General features: G+C 57.9%; 22 protein-coding genes. 21 read left to right on the top strand and 1 reads right to left on the bottom strand.

The window, feature by feature from the left end:
- Nucleotides 1-8: 8 nt before the first annotated feature.
- From H1Y61_RS05715 to H1Y61_RS05695, 5 genes are all read left to right on the top strand, one after another.
- A complete protein-coding gene (locus H1Y61_RS05715) occupies nucleotides 9-962 on the top strand; it encodes a major capsid protein (protein WP_180573984.1) in 954 nt (317 codons plus the stop codon).
- The gene (locus tag H1Y61_RS05710) at nucleotides 959-1,420 is read left to right on the top strand and encodes a hypothetical protein (RefSeq protein ID WP_180573983.1); all 462 of its coding nucleotides are present in this window, start codon (nucleotides 959-961) and stop codon (nucleotides 1,418-1,420) included. Before H1Y61_RS05715 ends, H1Y61_RS05710 begins: the two co-directional genes overlap by 4 nt.
- A 93-nt stretch (nucleotides 1,421-1,513) precedes the next feature.
- Nucleotides 1,514-1,984 (top strand): phage protein Gp36 family protein, encoded by a 471-nt coding sequence (locus H1Y61_RS05705; protein ID WP_180573982.1) that lies wholly within the window; start codon nucleotides 1,514-1,516, stop codon nucleotides 1,982-1,984.
- Nucleotides 1,981-2,472 (top strand): Gp37 family protein, encoded by a 492-nt coding sequence (locus tag H1Y61_RS05700; RefSeq protein ID WP_235680839.1) that lies wholly within the window; start codon nucleotides 1,981-1,983, stop codon nucleotides 2,470-2,472. Before H1Y61_RS05705 ends, H1Y61_RS05700 begins: the two co-directional genes overlap by 4 nt.
- 14 nt (nucleotides 2,473-2,486) lie before the next feature.
- Nucleotides 2,487-2,711 carry a hypothetical protein gene (locus tag H1Y61_RS05695; protein ID WP_070166643.1) on the top strand — a complete coding sequence of 75 codons (225 nt, stop codon included), beginning with the start codon at nucleotides 2,487-2,489 and terminating at the stop codon, nucleotides 2,709-2,711.
- 88 nt (nucleotides 2,712-2,799) lie between these two features.
- On the opposite strand, the gene H1Y61_RS26660 is transcribed toward H1Y61_RS05695, so the two are convergent.
- Nucleotides 2,800-3,021, bottom strand: a complete 222-nt coding sequence (locus H1Y61_RS26660; protein WP_235680838.1) for a hypothetical protein — start codon at nucleotides 3,019-3,021, stop codon at nucleotides 2,800-2,802.
- Between the two features lie 36 nt (nucleotides 3,022-3,057).
- Here H1Y61_RS26660 and H1Y61_RS05690 point away from each other — a divergent pair, with 36 nt between their 5' ends.
- The 16 genes from H1Y61_RS05690 (at nucleotide 3,058) to H1Y61_RS05620 (ending at nucleotide 15,229) form a co-directional block, all read left to right on the top strand.
- Complete coding sequence (locus tag H1Y61_RS05690; RefSeq protein WP_235680837.1) at nucleotides 3,058-3,975, top strand: phage tail sheath family protein; 918 nt, start codon at nucleotides 3,058-3,060, stop codon at nucleotides 3,973-3,975.
- Between the two features lie 14 nt (nucleotides 3,976-3,989).
- Nucleotides 3,990-4,502: a phage major tail tube protein gene (locus H1Y61_RS05685; protein ID WP_156537607.1), complete on the top strand. Its 513-nt coding sequence runs from the start codon at nucleotides 3,990-3,992 to the stop codon at nucleotides 4,500-4,502.
- A 58-nt stretch (nucleotides 4,503-4,560) separates the two neighbouring features.
- Nucleotides 4,561-4,905, top strand: coding sequence for a hypothetical protein (locus H1Y61_RS05680; protein ID WP_156634165.1), 345 nt, complete (start codon nucleotides 4,561-4,563; stop codon nucleotides 4,903-4,905).
- Nucleotides 4,906-4,934: 29 nt separating this feature from the next.
- The gene (locus H1Y61_RS26940; RefSeq protein WP_268883983.1) at nucleotides 4,935-5,066 is read left to right on the top strand and encodes a hypothetical protein; all 132 of its coding nucleotides are present in this window, start codon (nucleotides 4,935-4,937) and stop codon (nucleotides 5,064-5,066) included.
- 74 nt (nucleotides 5,067-5,140) lie between these two features.
- On the top strand, nucleotides 5,141-7,933 hold the full coding sequence (locus H1Y61_RS05675) for a tape measure protein (RefSeq protein WP_180573980.1): 2,793 nt from the start codon (nucleotides 5,141-5,143) through the stop codon (nucleotides 7,931-7,933).
- On the top strand, nucleotides 7,930-8,406 hold the full coding sequence (locus tag H1Y61_RS05670) for a phage tail protein (RefSeq protein ID WP_180573979.1): 477 nt from the start codon (nucleotides 7,930-7,932) through the stop codon (nucleotides 8,404-8,406). The genes H1Y61_RS05675 and H1Y61_RS05670 overlap by 4 nt, the downstream gene beginning before the upstream one ends.
- Nucleotides 8,403-8,672, top strand: a complete 270-nt coding sequence (locus H1Y61_RS05665; RefSeq protein WP_070166637.1) for a tail protein X — start codon at nucleotides 8,403-8,405, stop codon at nucleotides 8,670-8,672. Before H1Y61_RS05670 ends, H1Y61_RS05665 begins: the two co-directional genes overlap by 4 nt.
- Nucleotides 8,672-9,670, top strand: a complete 999-nt coding sequence (locus H1Y61_RS05660) for a phage late control D family protein (protein WP_180573978.1) — start codon at nucleotides 8,672-8,674, stop codon at nucleotides 9,668-9,670. Before H1Y61_RS05665 ends, H1Y61_RS05660 begins: the two co-directional genes overlap by 1 nt.
- A complete protein-coding gene (locus H1Y61_RS05655) occupies nucleotides 9,657-10,175 on the top strand; it encodes a phage baseplate assembly protein V (RefSeq protein ID WP_180573977.1) in 519 nt (172 codons plus the stop codon). Before H1Y61_RS05660 ends, H1Y61_RS05655 begins: the two co-directional genes overlap by 14 nt.
- A gap of 256 nt (nucleotides 10,176-10,431) precedes the next feature.
- Complete coding sequence (locus H1Y61_RS05650) at nucleotides 10,432-11,073, top strand: hypothetical protein (RefSeq protein ID WP_180573976.1); 642 nt, start codon at nucleotides 10,432-10,434, stop codon at nucleotides 11,071-11,073.
- A gap of 128 nt (nucleotides 11,074-11,201) precedes the next feature.
- Nucleotides 11,202-11,606: a GPW/gp25 family protein gene (locus tag H1Y61_RS05645; RefSeq protein WP_180573975.1), complete on the top strand. Its 405-nt coding sequence runs from the start codon at nucleotides 11,202-11,204 to the stop codon at nucleotides 11,604-11,606.
- Nucleotides 11,599-12,732: a baseplate J/gp47 family protein gene (locus tag H1Y61_RS05640; protein ID WP_180573974.1), complete on the top strand. Its 1,134-nt coding sequence runs from the start codon at nucleotides 11,599-11,601 to the stop codon at nucleotides 12,730-12,732. The genes H1Y61_RS05645 and H1Y61_RS05640 overlap by 8 nt, the downstream gene beginning before the upstream one ends.
- Nucleotides 12,725-13,468: a phage tail protein I gene (locus H1Y61_RS05635; RefSeq protein WP_180573973.1), complete on the top strand. Its 744-nt coding sequence runs from the start codon at nucleotides 12,725-12,727 to the stop codon at nucleotides 13,466-13,468. The genes H1Y61_RS05640 and H1Y61_RS05635 overlap by 8 nt, the downstream gene beginning before the upstream one ends.
- Complete coding sequence (locus H1Y61_RS05630) at nucleotides 13,465-14,013, top strand: phage tail-collar fiber domain-containing protein (RefSeq protein WP_180573972.1); 549 nt, start codon at nucleotides 13,465-13,467, stop codon at nucleotides 14,011-14,013. The genes H1Y61_RS05635 and H1Y61_RS05630 overlap by 4 nt, the downstream gene beginning before the upstream one ends.
- An 18-nt stretch (nucleotides 14,014-14,031) precedes the next feature.
- Complete coding sequence (locus tag H1Y61_RS05625) at nucleotides 14,032-14,775, top strand: hypothetical protein (protein WP_180573971.1); 744 nt, start codon at nucleotides 14,032-14,034, stop codon at nucleotides 14,773-14,775.
- 13 nt (nucleotides 14,776-14,788) lie between these two features.
- Nucleotides 14,789-15,229 carry a hypothetical protein gene (locus H1Y61_RS05620; protein WP_180573970.1) on the top strand — a complete coding sequence of 147 codons (441 nt, stop codon included), beginning with the start codon at nucleotides 14,789-14,791 and terminating at the stop codon, nucleotides 15,227-15,229.
- The last annotated feature ends 11 nt before the right edge of the window (nucleotides 15,230-15,240 follow it).

Raw genomic sequence — 15,240 nt, 5'->3', positions numbered from 1 at the left:
CACCGCACATGACCACTCGCGCTCTCAACCAGCGGACGGCTGCCGTCGTCAATCCGATCCTGTCCACTCATGCCCGTGGCTACCGCAACTCCACCTTCATCGCCAGCGCGCTGTTTCCGCGTGTTTCGATCCCCAACCGTTCCATGCTGGTTATCAAGTTTGGCAAGGAGGCGTTTCGCAAACTCAATACCCGCCGTGCGCCTGGCTCCGCTACCAAGCGGGTGCAATATGGCTATGCGGCGGACCCGGTCTCGCTGGTGCAGGACTCACTTGAAGGCATCGTGCCGACCGAACACCAACAGGAAGCCGAGACAGTGCCGGGCATCGATCTCGGCGCGGGTGCGGTCAATATGGTGCTTGACGTTCTCGACCTCAATCTTGAGATCGATAGCGGACGGATTGCCCGCGACCCAGCCAACTATGACGCCAACCACAAGATGGTGCTGACCGGCGCGGATCGCTGGACCGATCCGGACAGCGATCCGAAGGCAGACCTGGACGAGGCCAAGGAGATGATCCGCCGCTCGATTGGTCGCTATCCCAACACGCTTACGCTTGGTCCCAATGCTGGCAATGCCCTCAAGGGCCATCCCAAGATTAAGGAGCAGTTTAAGTATACCTCGAAAGCCAGCATTTCCACCGACATGCTGGCTGCCTATTTCGACGTCAAGAAAGTGGTGATCGGCGCTGCGGTTTATCTGCCGGAGACCGCCGACGATGCGGCTCTCGCCAATGACGTCTGGGGCGATGATGCGATCCTCGCCTATGTCCCAGAAGCTGGCGACAATTTTCAGGTGCCGTCCTTTGCCTATACGTATGAGCTGACCGGCTATCCGCAGGTCGAACAGCCCTATTATGAGCGGCCTATCAAGTCGTGGGTCTATCCGACCACGGTTGAGCGCCGTCCTATTCTGACCGGTGCTGAAGGTGGATTTCTCTTCCAGAATGCGGGGTCGAAATGAGCGACCTCATTACAGTAACCTTGACCGGCCCCGCCAAAATCGGCGGACAACGCAAGCTTGCCGGGGCCACCATCGCCGTCAGCACAACGCTTGCCCTTCAGCTTGCTGCATCCGGTGTCATCAATCCCGAAGTAGCGCAATCGCTGGCCGAGGCGATGCAGGACACACCGCTTGCATCGGATTTCCAGGCGGCAGTGGATGCTGCCGTGGCAGAGCGGATCACCACGCTTGAAATCAAAACGGCGGAAGAGCTTGCCACCGCCCAACGTCGGATTGACGAATTGGATCAGGAAACCGAGGACCTCACCGCCGATCTGGCGGATGCGATTGTCCGTTTGGGCAAGGCAGACGCCCGTGTGGCCGAACTGGAAAAGCTGCTTGCTCCTGCGCAGGCTTCGCCCGCCACCGAAGGCGCGGAGAACAAGCCCGCCGCCAAGCCCGCCAAGGCCACGAAATAAGGTCCGTCCTTAAAACTTCCAAGCCGGACCTTTTGAGCGGGGCGGGTGGCCCCAGCCGCCCCGCTCTTCTTTCGAAACTGGATCTCACTCACCATGACGCGATTTCTAACGGTTGATGACTTTACCGCCGCCTTCGGGCTTGCCGAAGTCTCGCAGATCGCGGGCATCGGCAACCTTAACGACCCAGCTGGCCGCAGCCTGGACGTAACCAAGATTGAGGCGGCCATCATCTGGGCCGAGGATATTTTTGTCGGTTATGCCCGCGCCCGCTATCCCGTTATCGAGACGCTGACGCCAGAGGTAACGGCCCCCGTCATCAAGGGCCTAATTGCCGATGTGGCGCGCTACCGCCTGCGGGATAAATCGGGCGGCCAAGGCCAAGTCGCGGACACCGTTAGAGAGCGGCACGACGCCGCCATGGCCAATATCAAGGCCGTGGCGACCGGCAAATTCGAATTGCCGATTGCGGGCCTGCCCACCAATGGCGAGGCCGGGTCCGTCAGTTCGCAGGCCATTGTGCCGCCGTCGCCGGTTCGCTCGATGCTTTACGGGTGGCGGCCATGACAGATGCGCTGATTACGGCCCGTCCAGCGACCGTCATTGAGCAGGTAGAGGATGCACTGCTTGCCGAGCTGAAGGTCAGCGTTTCCGGCCAATGCAAGGTCGAGGCATTCCCGAACGATCCGGCGCTCTATGATTTCAGTGGGCTGCCCGCTGCCTTGCTCGTGCATTATGCCGGGTCACGGTTCACCGCTGCCAAAGGGCCGGTCAGCACGACCCAAGCCCGCGCCATGGAATTCTCATTGGTTCTGTTGGTCCGATCTTTGCACGGCGAAGGCGGCGCTTATGCCCACCTCGAAGATATTCGCCTTGCCATCCAAGGCCGGGCCTTTGCCGGGGCCGGACCTGCCATGATCATCCGCGACCAATTGGTCGAAGAAAAAGACGGCGTCTGGCGATGGGAAATCCGCGTGTCCCTGCCGATCCCCGCCGTTGCCCGAAACTACCAGACCCCCGCGCCGTTCATGCGTCCGGGCATTTCCACCCCCTGAAGAAAGCCGAGGATATGGCAAAGACACCCGCAAGACAGTCCTATCTCTACTCCGGCCCGGTCACGCCGCTCGACATCGAGGGCGAGAGCCGGATGCTGTTTCCTGGCACGTCCTACCGCGACCTGCCGGAGGATCACCCCATCGTCACCAATCTCATCGAGCGAAAGCTACTGGTGGCCGAGACCGTTAAGGCCGAAGCCGCGCCTGCCGTTGCCGATGCCGGTTCGGAAGGAGCCTGATCATGGCCGCAACGTTTCACCACGGCCCGGAGGTCGTAGAACATAAGGACGGCGTATCTGTCGTCCGCGACGTCAAGTCCGCCGTCACCTATGTCAACGGTACGGCCCCAATCCACCTCATCCATGACACGGCGGCAAAGCGTGCCGAATACATCAACAAGCGGGTTGTCATCCGCACCCGCACAGAAGCGCTGCGGCCTTCGGCGAACATGTCGCGGGCTACACCATTCCCGCAGCCCTGGACGCCATCTTCGACCAGGGCGACGGCGGCACGATCATCGTCAACAATGTCTTCGATCCAGACACGCACAAATCAGGCACGACGCCCGATCCTGCGGCGGTTACGGTGCAGGAGATCAATGGCGGCATTTCTGCTGCTGGTGTCGCCAGGGGCTTTTCCGGCGCATACGAATGCTACAACACCCTCGGCTATTTCCCGAAAATCATTATTGCGCCTGGTTATTCGCCCTCCGCCGTGGTGCGCGCCGAAATGGATGTGGTGGCCTCTCGCCTCAACGCGATGGCAATCGCCGACCTGCCGCTTGGCCTGACCAAGCAACAGGCGGCGGAAACACGCGGGACCAATGGCATGGCGAATACGTCCAGCCCCCGCGTGATCCTGACCTATCCGCATGTCGTCATTGAAGACACGACCGGGGCGGCGGAAACCCGACTGGACCCGCTGTCGTCGCGGCTGGCGGGCGTTATCATCGCCACGGATCTCGACGAAGGCTGGCACCACAGCCCATCGAACCGGGAGATCAAGGGCGTGGTCGATCTGGAAACGGCGATCAATTTCTATCCGTCCGACTACCAGAACGACACCAATTTCCTCAACGAAGTGGGTATCGTCACCGCCATGCGCTCGTTTGCGACCGGGTTCCGAACGTTTGGCAACCGTTCGGCGGCTTATCCCTCCTCGTCGCATGCCGAGAACTTCATCCATGCGCGCCGCATCCTGGACATGACCCATGAGTCCGTCATCTTCTACCTCATGAACTACGTGGACAAGATCGGCACCCGCGCCAACATCGAATCGGTCGAGGAAGGGGTGAACTCCTATCTGCGCTCCAAGATCGCCGATGGCGTTTTCTACGGGGCAAGCTTCCGCTTCGATACCGCGAAGAACACGGCGGCCCAGATTGCCGATGGGCGGTTCTTCTACAAATTCGAGTGCCACCCGATTGCCGTGATGGAGCGGATCACCGTCGATAGTTACGTCGATACAAAGTTCATCGCCGATGCCCTGTCGCTGGCCGCATAAGAGGGACAAACACCATGGCGCGTAAAACCGGACAAATTACCCAGGCCGACTGCTACATCAACGAGGTCGATGTTTGCGGTCGAGTCGCCGAACTGGACATGGGCGAGATCGCCCATACCGAGATCGAACACAAAACGCTGGGGCAGATCGGCGTCCTCAAACTGCCGGGCCGCCCGGTGGAGGCCATTGAAGGCAAGATCAGCTTCGAATGGTTGGACGAGGAAGTGTCGAGGTCGATCATGAACCCGACCAAGACGCACAAGATACAAATCCATTCCTATGTCGATATTTTCGACGCGGATGGCCTCAACTCCGATCAGTCTCACACGCTGATCACCCATATCGGGTTTCAGATGATGAAGACCGGTGGGCGCACCGCCAAGCTGGGCGAAAACCTTGCCCAGGAGCATGACATTTCCATCACCAGTTTCAAGCAGTCGGTCTATGGCGGCGAAACGCCAATCATCGAATTCGACGCCTGGAACAACATCTACCGCGTCAACGGCGAGGATGTCTGGCCCAAGTAGCGGCCAGCCTTTTCCACCTTCAGCCTCAAATTTCTAACGCACACCGAGGAATAATCCCATGACCGACAAAGACACCGCCACCGAGTTCAAGGGCGTCCGCGCCAAGCTTTTGGCCAACAAAGCCGCGAAATCCGGCTCTTACGATTTCCCCTTGAAGGAATGCGGCGTGACCGCAAGCGTCCCGAATTTCATCAATCACGGCCTGTGGATGCGGGCACAGCGGATTGCCAAGGGCGACACCTCGAAAGCGCAAGCGGCTTTCATCTGTGAGGCGGTGCTGTTTGACGGCGAGAAGCTCACCGTCACGGATCTCGCCGAACTGGTTCCAGCCGGTGACACGCTGGCGTTGATTAATGAAGTCTTCGGCGAGGATGAAGATGAGGGAAAGGAGAAAGCGGCCTGACACTGTCGTTGCCCGTCCAGCACCTCTTCATGATTGAAAAGGGCTGGACGCATGACGATCTGAATGGCATGACGGAATCAGAATTCGGCTGGTGGTATGACGAGGCCATCAAGCTGGAAGAGGCCAAGGCAGGCGCCATTCGTGATGCCTCTAAAAGCTGACCGGACCATATGTCCGGTCAATTTATCCCGAAGAAAATGCGACCTCTGGCAGGCAACTGACCGGAGGTTTTTTTATGCGCTTTGCCATGATTTTCGAGGGCGTGGACCGCGCCACCAAGGTCATGGCAAAGATCATGGCGGCGGAAAAGGCAACCGCTGCCGCCAGCGTCTCCAACTCCAAGAAATCCGCGACTGCTGCCGAATCGGCCACCAAAGCAACAGAAAAGCAGGCGGCGGCTGCTAGCGAGACCTCGTCAGCATTTCGCACTATGGGGAATACGGCACGGGGTGCATTTTCCGCTGTCAGGTCGGGAGCGCAGTCGGCTTTCGGCGCGGTATCGAATGGGGCAAAGGCTGCGAGCCGTGCCGTCCAGGCGCTCCATCGCCAAACGATCCAGCTAGCAAAAGGCGGCTTCAGCCAACTTGCATCTGGTGGGCAAAAAGCATTCCGGGGTATCGCTCTCGCTGGCAGTATTGGTGCGGCTGCTGCTGTTACGTCTTTCGGTGTTGCGACAGTCGCCGCCACATCCATGGTCGATGTCGCCGCTCAGTTCGAGAAGTTTCAGACCATCTTGGAGACCACGGAAGGCTCCAGCGCCAAAGCAAAAACCGCGATGGCTTGGGTGGCGGAATTCGCGGCAAAGACGCCTTACGAACTGTCTGAGGTCAACGAGGCCTTTGTGCAACTGCGCACCCGTGGCCTTGACCCGACGAAGGGTCTGTTGAAAACCCTGGGCGATACATCCGCTGCCATGGGAACGCCGCTCAAACAAGCGGTGGAGGCGGTGGCCGATGCGGTCACGGGCGAAAACGAACGCCTGAAGGAATTCGGTATCGTCGCCTCCAAGACCGGTAACAAGATCACATACGAATACACCAACGCTGCCGGAAAGACAGTTAAGGCATCCGTTAAGGCGTCTGACCGCCTCGCCATTCAAGCCAAGCTCATGCAAATCTGGGCTGAGAAATTCGGCGGCGCAATGGAAAAGCTTTCCGGCACATGGTCCGGGATGGTGTCCAATCTGGCCGATCTGTGGAGCCAGTTTCAACTGGCCATCATGAATGCCGGACTGTTCGACTGGATGAAAGGCAAGCTGAAGTTTCTCCTCGACACGGTCAACCAGATGAAGGCAGACGGCTCCTTTGATGCTTGGGCAAAGAGGATCTCCGAAAATATCGTATCGGTTCTTGAAACCGCATGGGCCTTTGCCAACCGGGCCTATGAGGTGTTCGAGAAGTTGCGTGGCCATCTCACCGCCGCTTCCGACTATGTGGGAGGTTGGGAAAACCTTGCCGCCATTCTCGGTGCATTGGTCTTTGCCCCGGCCTTGATCTCGACTGCTGCTGGCCTTGTTCAAATCGCCATCGGTCTGTCGATGCTAATGAGCGCGTTAGCGGGGATGAGCATCACCGGGACATTGCTCGGGATTGCCGCAGGCGTGTCGAAACTCGCTATCGCGCTTAAGGCTATGGGCATAGCGCTGATGTCCAATCCCATCGTCTTGATTGTTGCCGCCATCGTGGCCGCCGCCGTGGCAATCTACGTTTATTGGGAGCCGATCAAGGCGTTTTTCGTGGATCTCTGGTCTTCGATTTCAGCAGGTGCCAGCGCCGCTTGGACCGCGATCAAGGCGTGGCTTGGCTTTGATCCTGTCGCGGCTTTGTCTTCGGCCTGGTCGTCTGTCGCTTCGGTGGTTTCGAACGCATGGGATGCACTGCCGCACCTGACCTGGGACGAGGTTATCGCCGCGCTCGATTGGGTGAGTTGGATTTTCCCGCTGCGCTGGCTGGACTTCATCCCCGGTTTCTCCTGGGCTGGCATCATTTCCGGTGCGCTTGATTGGGGCCAGTACATCGTCGGCCTCGACTGGACCCGTTACCTACCCACGTTCAAGTGGCCGGATTTGCCAAGCTTCAACTGGCCTGACATTCCCATGTTAGAACTGCCGTCGCTGCCAGATGTTGCGGGATGGATCGGAGCCTTTGGCGATAAGGCCATGGTGGCAATAGAGGCGGTTTCGTCGCGCCTTGGCGGCGCGTGGAGCAAGGTCAAGTCTGCCTTCTCTTTTGGCGATCAGGAAGCCAAGGTCGCCGTCACCGATCCGGCCACCATCAAGGCCACGGCAGCGGCGACCGCTACCTTGAAAACCGATATGCAGGCCGTCGCCGCTATCGACACCAGCGCCGCCATGGAAAAGCTCCAGGCTGTTGACGCCTCAGCAAAGGCCATCCTGCCCGCCGTCACCGCCGCTATCCGACAGGCGGAAGCTTTCCTGTCTGGCGTCTCATTCTACAACCAGGGCGCATCCCTGATGGACACGATGGCCGCAGGCATTCGCGCCCGATCTGCCGTCGCCGTGGCTGAGATTGCCAAGGTGGCGCAAACGATGCGCGATCATCTGCCATCTTCCCCCGCCAAGATCGGCCCGCTGTCCGATATCCACCGGTTGAAGTTTGGCGAGACCATTGCCGGTTCTATCCGCGCCGAGCCGATGGTGAAGGCTATGCGGACGGCGGCGTTGGCCACAATGGGAGCGGCGGCGATAACCGCGCCTGCCGTGGCAGCGCCCAATGTCACGCCCGCGACGGTCGCCCCGGCCAGTGCCGCCAGCCCGGTATCCAGCCAAAGCCAGAGCGAGGTGGCGCGGTCGCAGATTGCCCGCATGTCGGTGCAAGCCGCACCACAGTCAGCCAGTGCCGCTGCACCTGTCACCCTGCAATTCAGCCCAACGCTGACCATACCCGCGCAGGCTGGCCAGGGCACCGACATGAAAGCCGAGTTTGACAAGATGATGCGCGACAGCGCCCGCCAGCTCGCCGACCTGCTGGACGAAGAACAGCGCCGTCGCGCCCGGAGGAATGTATGATCTATCTTCTCGGCTCCATCCCGCTCGGTATCGATCCCGTCACGGCTCCGCTTGCTCAAGAATTTTCCTTTGCCAACACCTTTGCGCAACATGCCCCGACACGGGGCAAGCCGGTGCTTCAGGAAATCGGCGAGGAACTGGACACGCGCAACTTTTCCTTCTTTTTCTCGGAGGAGTTCTGCGAGCCAGCCGACGAACTGGCGAAGCTTGAAGCAGCCTTCGCGTTAAAAACCCCGATGCCGCTTGTGCTGGGCAATGGGTCATTTGACGGGAAGCGCTGGCTCGTTGAAAGCCTTTCTGGCCGGATCATCAAGACCAATCGCAGCGGCTCGCCCGTGCGGATCGAGGCAACGATTGGCCTTTTGGAAGACTCGATTGCGGGCGGCCTGTTCAGCCTGATTACGTCTATCGCCAAGTCTCGTGCGCCAGCCCTTTCCGGGTCGGCTTCCTCAAACCCTGAGGTGAAGAAATGACCGAGCTGACCGGCGATTATTTCGAATACACCACCGTCGCGGGCGACCGGTGGGATATGCTGGCCTATAGCTATTATGGCGACCAGTATAAGCAAACCGTGCTGATCGAAGCCAATCGCCACCTTTATCTCGACACGCTCACCGTGCCGCCCGCGATCCTGCCCCAAGGCGTGAAGCTGAAGATCCCGGTCATCGCCGAGACCGCGACCAATGCCGATGTGCTGCCACCGTGGAAAACGGCTAACCCAACCTATGGAGCAAGCTGATGGTGTCGCGGCCATACTTCTCACTGATCTATCAGGGCGTGGACATATCTTCCGAACTGGACCCGGAAACCACGTCCATCACCTATACCGACAATCACCACGGCAAGGTGGACGAAATCGACGTGGCCGTCCAAGACAAGGATGGACGCTGGAAAGGATCATGGAAGCCGGAGCCCGGCGACAAGATGACCTTGACCATCTTTGACGGCCTGGGCGGCATGTTACCCTGCGGTGATTTCGAGATGGACGAGCCGGAGGCAGAAGGCGACCGTGGCGGTGACAAGATGACCATTCGCGGGCTGGCCGCGCCGATCTCCAAGCCATTGCGCACCGCCAAAACCCGCGCCTTTGAAAAGCAGACCTTGCGCGCCATCGTTTCCAAAGTTGCTCAAGAAAATGGCCTGACCTTGGAAGGCGAAATCGAAAGCATGAATTTTGAGCGGGTCACACAACGCCGCGAACGAGACCTGGAGTTTCTAACGCGGTTGGCGGAAGACACCGGTCATTATTTCACCGTACGGGGAAAGCGGGCGATCTTCACCTCCATCAAATCCGTGGATGGCCGTGCGGCAGCGCTGACGATCAGCCTCACGCAGATCGGCACGACCCTGACGCGCTACCGGCTGAAGGAGCAAACCGCCGAGACCTATTCCAAGGCTAAGGTGAAGCACATGCATGACCGGGACAAGGAGCTGATCGACGAGGAAGAGGAAGACAGCAACGTCAAGACCGGCGACACGCTCAATATTACCGGGGAGCGGGTTGAAAGCCCGACCCACGCCAAAGCCATGGCCCGCAGTCGAATGCATTTCAAAAACCGCAAACGCCGCTCCGGCTCGATCTCGTTGGTGGGCGATGTGCGGGCTTTGGCCGGTGTGGTGGTGGATATGGCCGACTTCGGGAAATATTCGGGCCGCTACCTGATCGACCGATCTACCCACAGCATGTCGCGCAGCGGCTACACGACAGATGCGGAGTTGGTCGATGCGCGCAAGTGACGAATACCGGCAAAACCCGACCGTGCGGCGCGGCGTTGTCGTGGACCGCGACCCGAAGACCATGCGGGTGAAGGTCCAGTTTCAGGATGAAGACGCGGTGGTTACGCAATGGATCGACGTGGTGGCCAAATCCGCCACCGGCGTTTCCGCCTTCCAAATGCCCGGCCAGGGTGACGAGGCTTGGTGCGCGATGGATGCCAAGGGTGAGGCTGGCTGCCTGATCGGCTCCCGTTACAATTCCAAGGATGCGCCACCCGCAAACAGCAATGACGTGACGGCCATTACCTTTCCGGGCGGCTCCATCGTGATTGACACGGCCAGCGGAAACATGGCCGTCAAGTCATCCGGTTCAGTGACGGTCGAGGCGGCGGGCGATGTGACGATTAAAGCCGCGAATATTGTGCTGGAGAGCGTGAGCTTGACCCACAATGGTAAGAATGTGGGGCATGATCATGTGCATTCTGGGGTTATTCCGGGGGGTGGGGTGTCGACTGGGCCAGTTTAAGAACTTACGGGAAGAGCTTTTTATCCTTAGACATTTTCGCCAATAATTACAGCATACTCAGTCATCCTTGACATTATTTTGGCGCCATCTTGTTACTGACAATTTCAGTATAAGTACATAATCTCGTATCAAATTGATGCGTCACACAAACCATCCGCACCCGCATAATTATTAATTTCCCCCAAATGTCTTTAAAAAAGACTCGACAATAATAAAAAATATGTAAATGTTATATTATATAAAGAAGGGGGTGCAAATGAAAAAAATAACAGTAATTCTTCTGTATTCTGTTTTTTTGTCTAGTTGTGGAACGTCAACGCCAAAACAGATTGCAGATCCGTCAAATATTACACTTCGTGCAGCTATATTTGATGTAGCTACTACGCTGCGAGATGTTAAGGATATTTCTCCACCTGATAAAAAAACTGGTTTGATGGCTGACGAGGCCACAGTGACATTCAATATTGCCGCGTCTTCCAAAACAACCAATAATGCTGAACTAAAAATATCTGATGTTCGACTTGCTGAAGGCATTATAGGTGGAACACTTGGTTCACAGAATATCACCGAAGGCAGCACCGGCAATCAAATAGTTGTAAAATTCAAAAATATCACGACCGCAGATATGTCAAAGGGCATATATAGTGTTTTAGCGGCAAAATCGAGCGGCAAGAGCAATACCACACCCAAGGAAAAAACTGAAACTAAACGCACCAGTGACAATCCCGAGAAGCCGTCAAATCGTCCTGAAAAAGTGATTATAAATATCGCAACCCTTTGTGAGTTAACAGGTGCTTGTGCTCTAAGAGGCGACATCAAGGACTTCAAACTGGACCTAAAGGATAAGTCTCTGTTTAAATTTCAGGGAGACAGTGGAGAAGATTCCAAGTCAAAGTGAGTAATTTCGGAATTTAAAATATAGCACTCGCTGTTCCTTAACGTGATCCCGTCATATTAACCACACTCCATTCTGACCGGACCTCAAGTCCGGTCATTTTCGTTTTTATCCACCACTACCTTGTCGGCATGATCGACAAGGACACCATCACCCACCGTCATTGGTCCCTGAAAGTGGCACGCTTGAACCCGGAAACGGGCGTGAGCGCCGATGTTTTCGGCTCGGTCGTCCTGGCGCTGGACGACCTGCATCAGTCGATTGCCAATATCATCATGACCCCCAAGGGGTCGGCCCCGACTGAGCCGGAAAAGGGCTGCGATGTGCTTTCCGCCATCGACAAGCACCCTGACGTGGGCGTCCCGATCCTGACGCGGGAAATCACCGATGCGCTGACCATTTGGGAGCCGCGTATTGTGGTTCAGAAGGTCACGGTAACGATGACGGCCTATTCGCATTTCAAGACACAGGTCTCCTGGCGTCCGATTGAAAGCGTGATGGACGAGTTGCTGATGACGGAGGTCACCTATGGCTGATCCCGTCAAGCGCACGATTGAGGATCTCCGCGCCAATGGTGCGCCCTCCTTTTTTGAGCGCGATCCGTCCGTGCTGAAGGCGACTTACAAGGCCAAGTTCGAGGAAATCACCGGTCGCACGCTCTACCCGGCGCAAACGGAAATGTACCTCATTGAGGTGCTGGCCTATGCCCATTCGCTGCTGGCCGAGGCCGCCCAGACCGCCACGCTGCAAAATACCGCCGTCTTTGCCGAGGGTGTGCATCTGGAAAATCGCGGCGCGGACGTCTCTACCTTCCGGCTTCTGGCGCAGCCTGCCAGCACCACATTGCGCTTTACACTTTCGGCGGTCCGGGACGCCGAAACCACTATTGCGAAAGGTACGCGGGTCGCCTCCGGCAATGCCGTGACCTTTGCCACAGACGCCGATCTGATCATTCCAGCTGGAGCTTTGACCGGCGATGTGAGTGCGACGGCTGAAACGAGCGGCGCGGTCTGGAACGGTCTGGCTGTCGGCACGGTCAAAGACATTCTTGATCCTGTGGCCTATGTCACCAGTGCCGCCAATATCACGGTGGTTTCTGGCGGCTCCGACATCGAGGACGCCGAGCGGTTCCGGCTGCGAGTGGTCAATGCTCTTTTCACTATCGCCAAGACCGGACCGAAAAACGGCTACCGCGAACATGCCCTGGCTGTTGATCCCGATATTATCGATGTGGCTGTGGTGCGCCCGGAGCCGGGTAAAATCAACATCTATCCGCTGATGCGCGCTGGCCTGCCGAGTGCCGAGCTGAAGGCGGCGGTGCTGGCCTATCTGGACCCAGAAACATTGCGGCCCATGGGCGACGATGTGACGGTTCTGTCGCCGGAACCGGTGGATTTTAATCTGAGGCTGACAATACGGAGCACTTCGGCAATTCCTGGCCTTGAGGCTTCCTGCCATGCCGCCGCGATTGCCGCCTTCACACCCTATACTCAAAGCCTTGGTTCACAGGTCGCTCCATCAGCGATTATCGCTGCGGTCACAGCGGTTTCCGGCGTGACTGACGTGGTCCTGACTAGCTTTGCTTTCACCGATTTGGCCGCGCACCAGTTTGCAAGACTGGCCTCGCTGACATTCAATATGGTGGTGAAGACCGATGTCTGATCTCATCCCCGCCGATCTGGTGACACCCGGCGTTAATGACGAGCGTTCCCGCGCCTTCGCTGCCACGCTTTCGTCTATCCTTGGCGAGTTCCAAACCTCCTCATTGCTCATTCAAGACCCGCTGACGGTTGACGCAAAACTGCTACCGATCATGACCATCGAACTTGGCATGAGCGATTTCATGACGGCGGGGCTTTTAGAAACCCATGTCCGGCAATTGCTGGCTCGTGCGCCAGATATTCACGCCATGACCGGCACGGTGGCCGGTGTTCGCCGGGCGCTTGGGGCCTTGGGCGTGACAGTGGATTGGGTGCAATGGTGGCAAAAACAGCCACCCGGCCACCACGACACCCATGAGGTCGTCGCTTACATCAACAACCACCTGCTGGAAGGCCAGGAGGCATTGCTGACATCAGAGACGCAATATGCGGTTCTGAGGGTGATCCGCGCCGTGCAGCGCTGGTCGCAGGAGATCGACTTCAAGCTTGGCGTCGGCTTTTCGTCGTCGGTCGGGCTGGCTGGTGCGGTACAGACCGCCACAATTCTCAAACCTTCCGCTCAGGCGGTCACGGCCATGCCTGAGGCGCGGATCGGCGCGGTAAGCACCGCAGCCGCCGCCCATGTGTTGCGCCCTTCAGCCAACGCGACCTCGCAACACCCGCTTGCTGCGCTTGCCGCTTTCGTCGGCTGTTCCAGCGTTCAATTTATCACCGCCACAATGGAGGCGCGGACATGAAAGCTCTTGTCCCAGTTCTGACCCGCGCCGGTATGCGGGCCGTCTTTAACGCCAGCCGCGACGGCCTGTCGGCCAAGGTCTCGCATCTCGCCTTTGGCGATAGCGCCTATTCGCCAACCGGTGATGAAACTGCGCTTAAATCCGAAAAGGTTCGCATCCCGATTGCAGGCGGTAGCTGGGTCGGTGACTTCACCGTCCACATGACCGGCCTGCTCGATGCCGGGCCGAGCTTCTGGATTAAAGAATGCGGCATGATCCTGTCCGACGGCACATTTCTCGCCGTCTGGTCCGATCCGGCCACGCCACTGGCCTACAAGACGGACGGCGTACCCATCGTCACCGCTTTCGATCTGACCCTGGAGGCTCTGCCTAAAGGTGCCGTCACTGTGCAGGCCGGGAGCGTGGACCTGTCGCTGTTTTTTGGCGTCGAATTCGCCCGGATGGCCACGGCCATCACCGACAATTTCAACCGGCATATGACGCAGGCGGCAGAGCTTGCCGAGCTGCGGCGGCAAATCGCCTCCATCAACGCCCGTATGCGCTAACACCTAAGAGGACACGACATGAGCCTGACTGAAGACATTGCGCAATTGGTTGCCCGCACGAATGCATTGCTGAACACGTTTGAAGCAAAGGAGGCGGCAATCAATGCCGCCGTGCAAGCCGCGATTAACGGGGCAGGAACCCTTTCTCGTGAGGTTTGGGTGGACCCTACAAAAGGAAACGACGCGAACACCGGCTTGACCGCAACGACTGCATTTCTAACACTCGACCGGGCTATCGAGGCGACGGCACAGGTTCCGTGCGTGACGATCAGTCTTCTGGGGGACGTCACGCTCCGCAAAAGGGTTTGGACGAATTCCGTCGCGCTTACAATTCGCGGAATGGACGGGGTGAGCGAACGCAATCGCCCCATTCGAAAGATCAGTTTCGCGCCTTTGGCAAACAATTCGCCCAACATATACGGGGATACTTATCCAGCGGGGATTGAGTTTAATGCTCGTCTCGCCTTGCGGGCAGACGGCATATCGATCGCTATTCCTGACGTCCCTTCGACCACCACCGGAAAAAATATCTTCAGCATCTACTTCGGCGTGACGTTTACGATGCAGGCTGGCGTCTTGTCGGCTGACGCCGCAGCGACCGCCGCTGTTCTACTCGGCACATGGTGGGTCTCACCAGTAGAACTGTGGTTCTCAAACGCTCAGATAGATGCCAGCGCCAAAGGCCATATTCTTGGAGGGGTAGCATCAGGAGGCAATCCGAACTCCGTCGTGAACTATCGCTCCAACGCCACCGCTCTCTAAGAGGCTCGCCCCCATGACCGTAGAAACATCCGTAATTGCTACCCCATCCGAAACTTTGATCAGCCTTGAGCATAATGGCCAGCAGTATGTTGATTTCACTTCGTCGGCTCTGGCCGATGCTGGCGTTCCCGATACCGTAATCAAGCAGGCCAAAGCACTCTCGCACCGGGAAGCAGTCAAAGCCGAATGCCGCCGCCGCATCTATGCGGTTGGCTCGTCCGAGGCTCAAATGAACGTCACGTCGATGACCGCCGCTATCAGCGCCAAAACGGAAGCCAATCGAACCGCAGAAGAAAAGGCCATCGTTGCCGCCGCCAGCCAGTCCATCGAATGGGTGACGGCCATGCGCGGTCGGTTCGCGGAGTTGGCCGAAGATATGGAAGCGAACTATCTGGCTGACGCGAGCTGGCCGGAATGCCCACAGGCCGTGATCGATCTCTATGCGCAGTTCTGAATTCGCATAGC

It is taken from the genome of Agrobacterium vitis (genome assembly GCF_013426735.1).
GTDB classification, from domain to species: domain Bacteria; phylum Pseudomonadota; class Alphaproteobacteria; order Rhizobiales; family Rhizobiaceae; genus Allorhizobium; species Allorhizobium vitis_D.
Note: the sequence above shows the minus strand (reverse complement) of the source record. Positions and strands in the feature narration are given on the sequence as shown.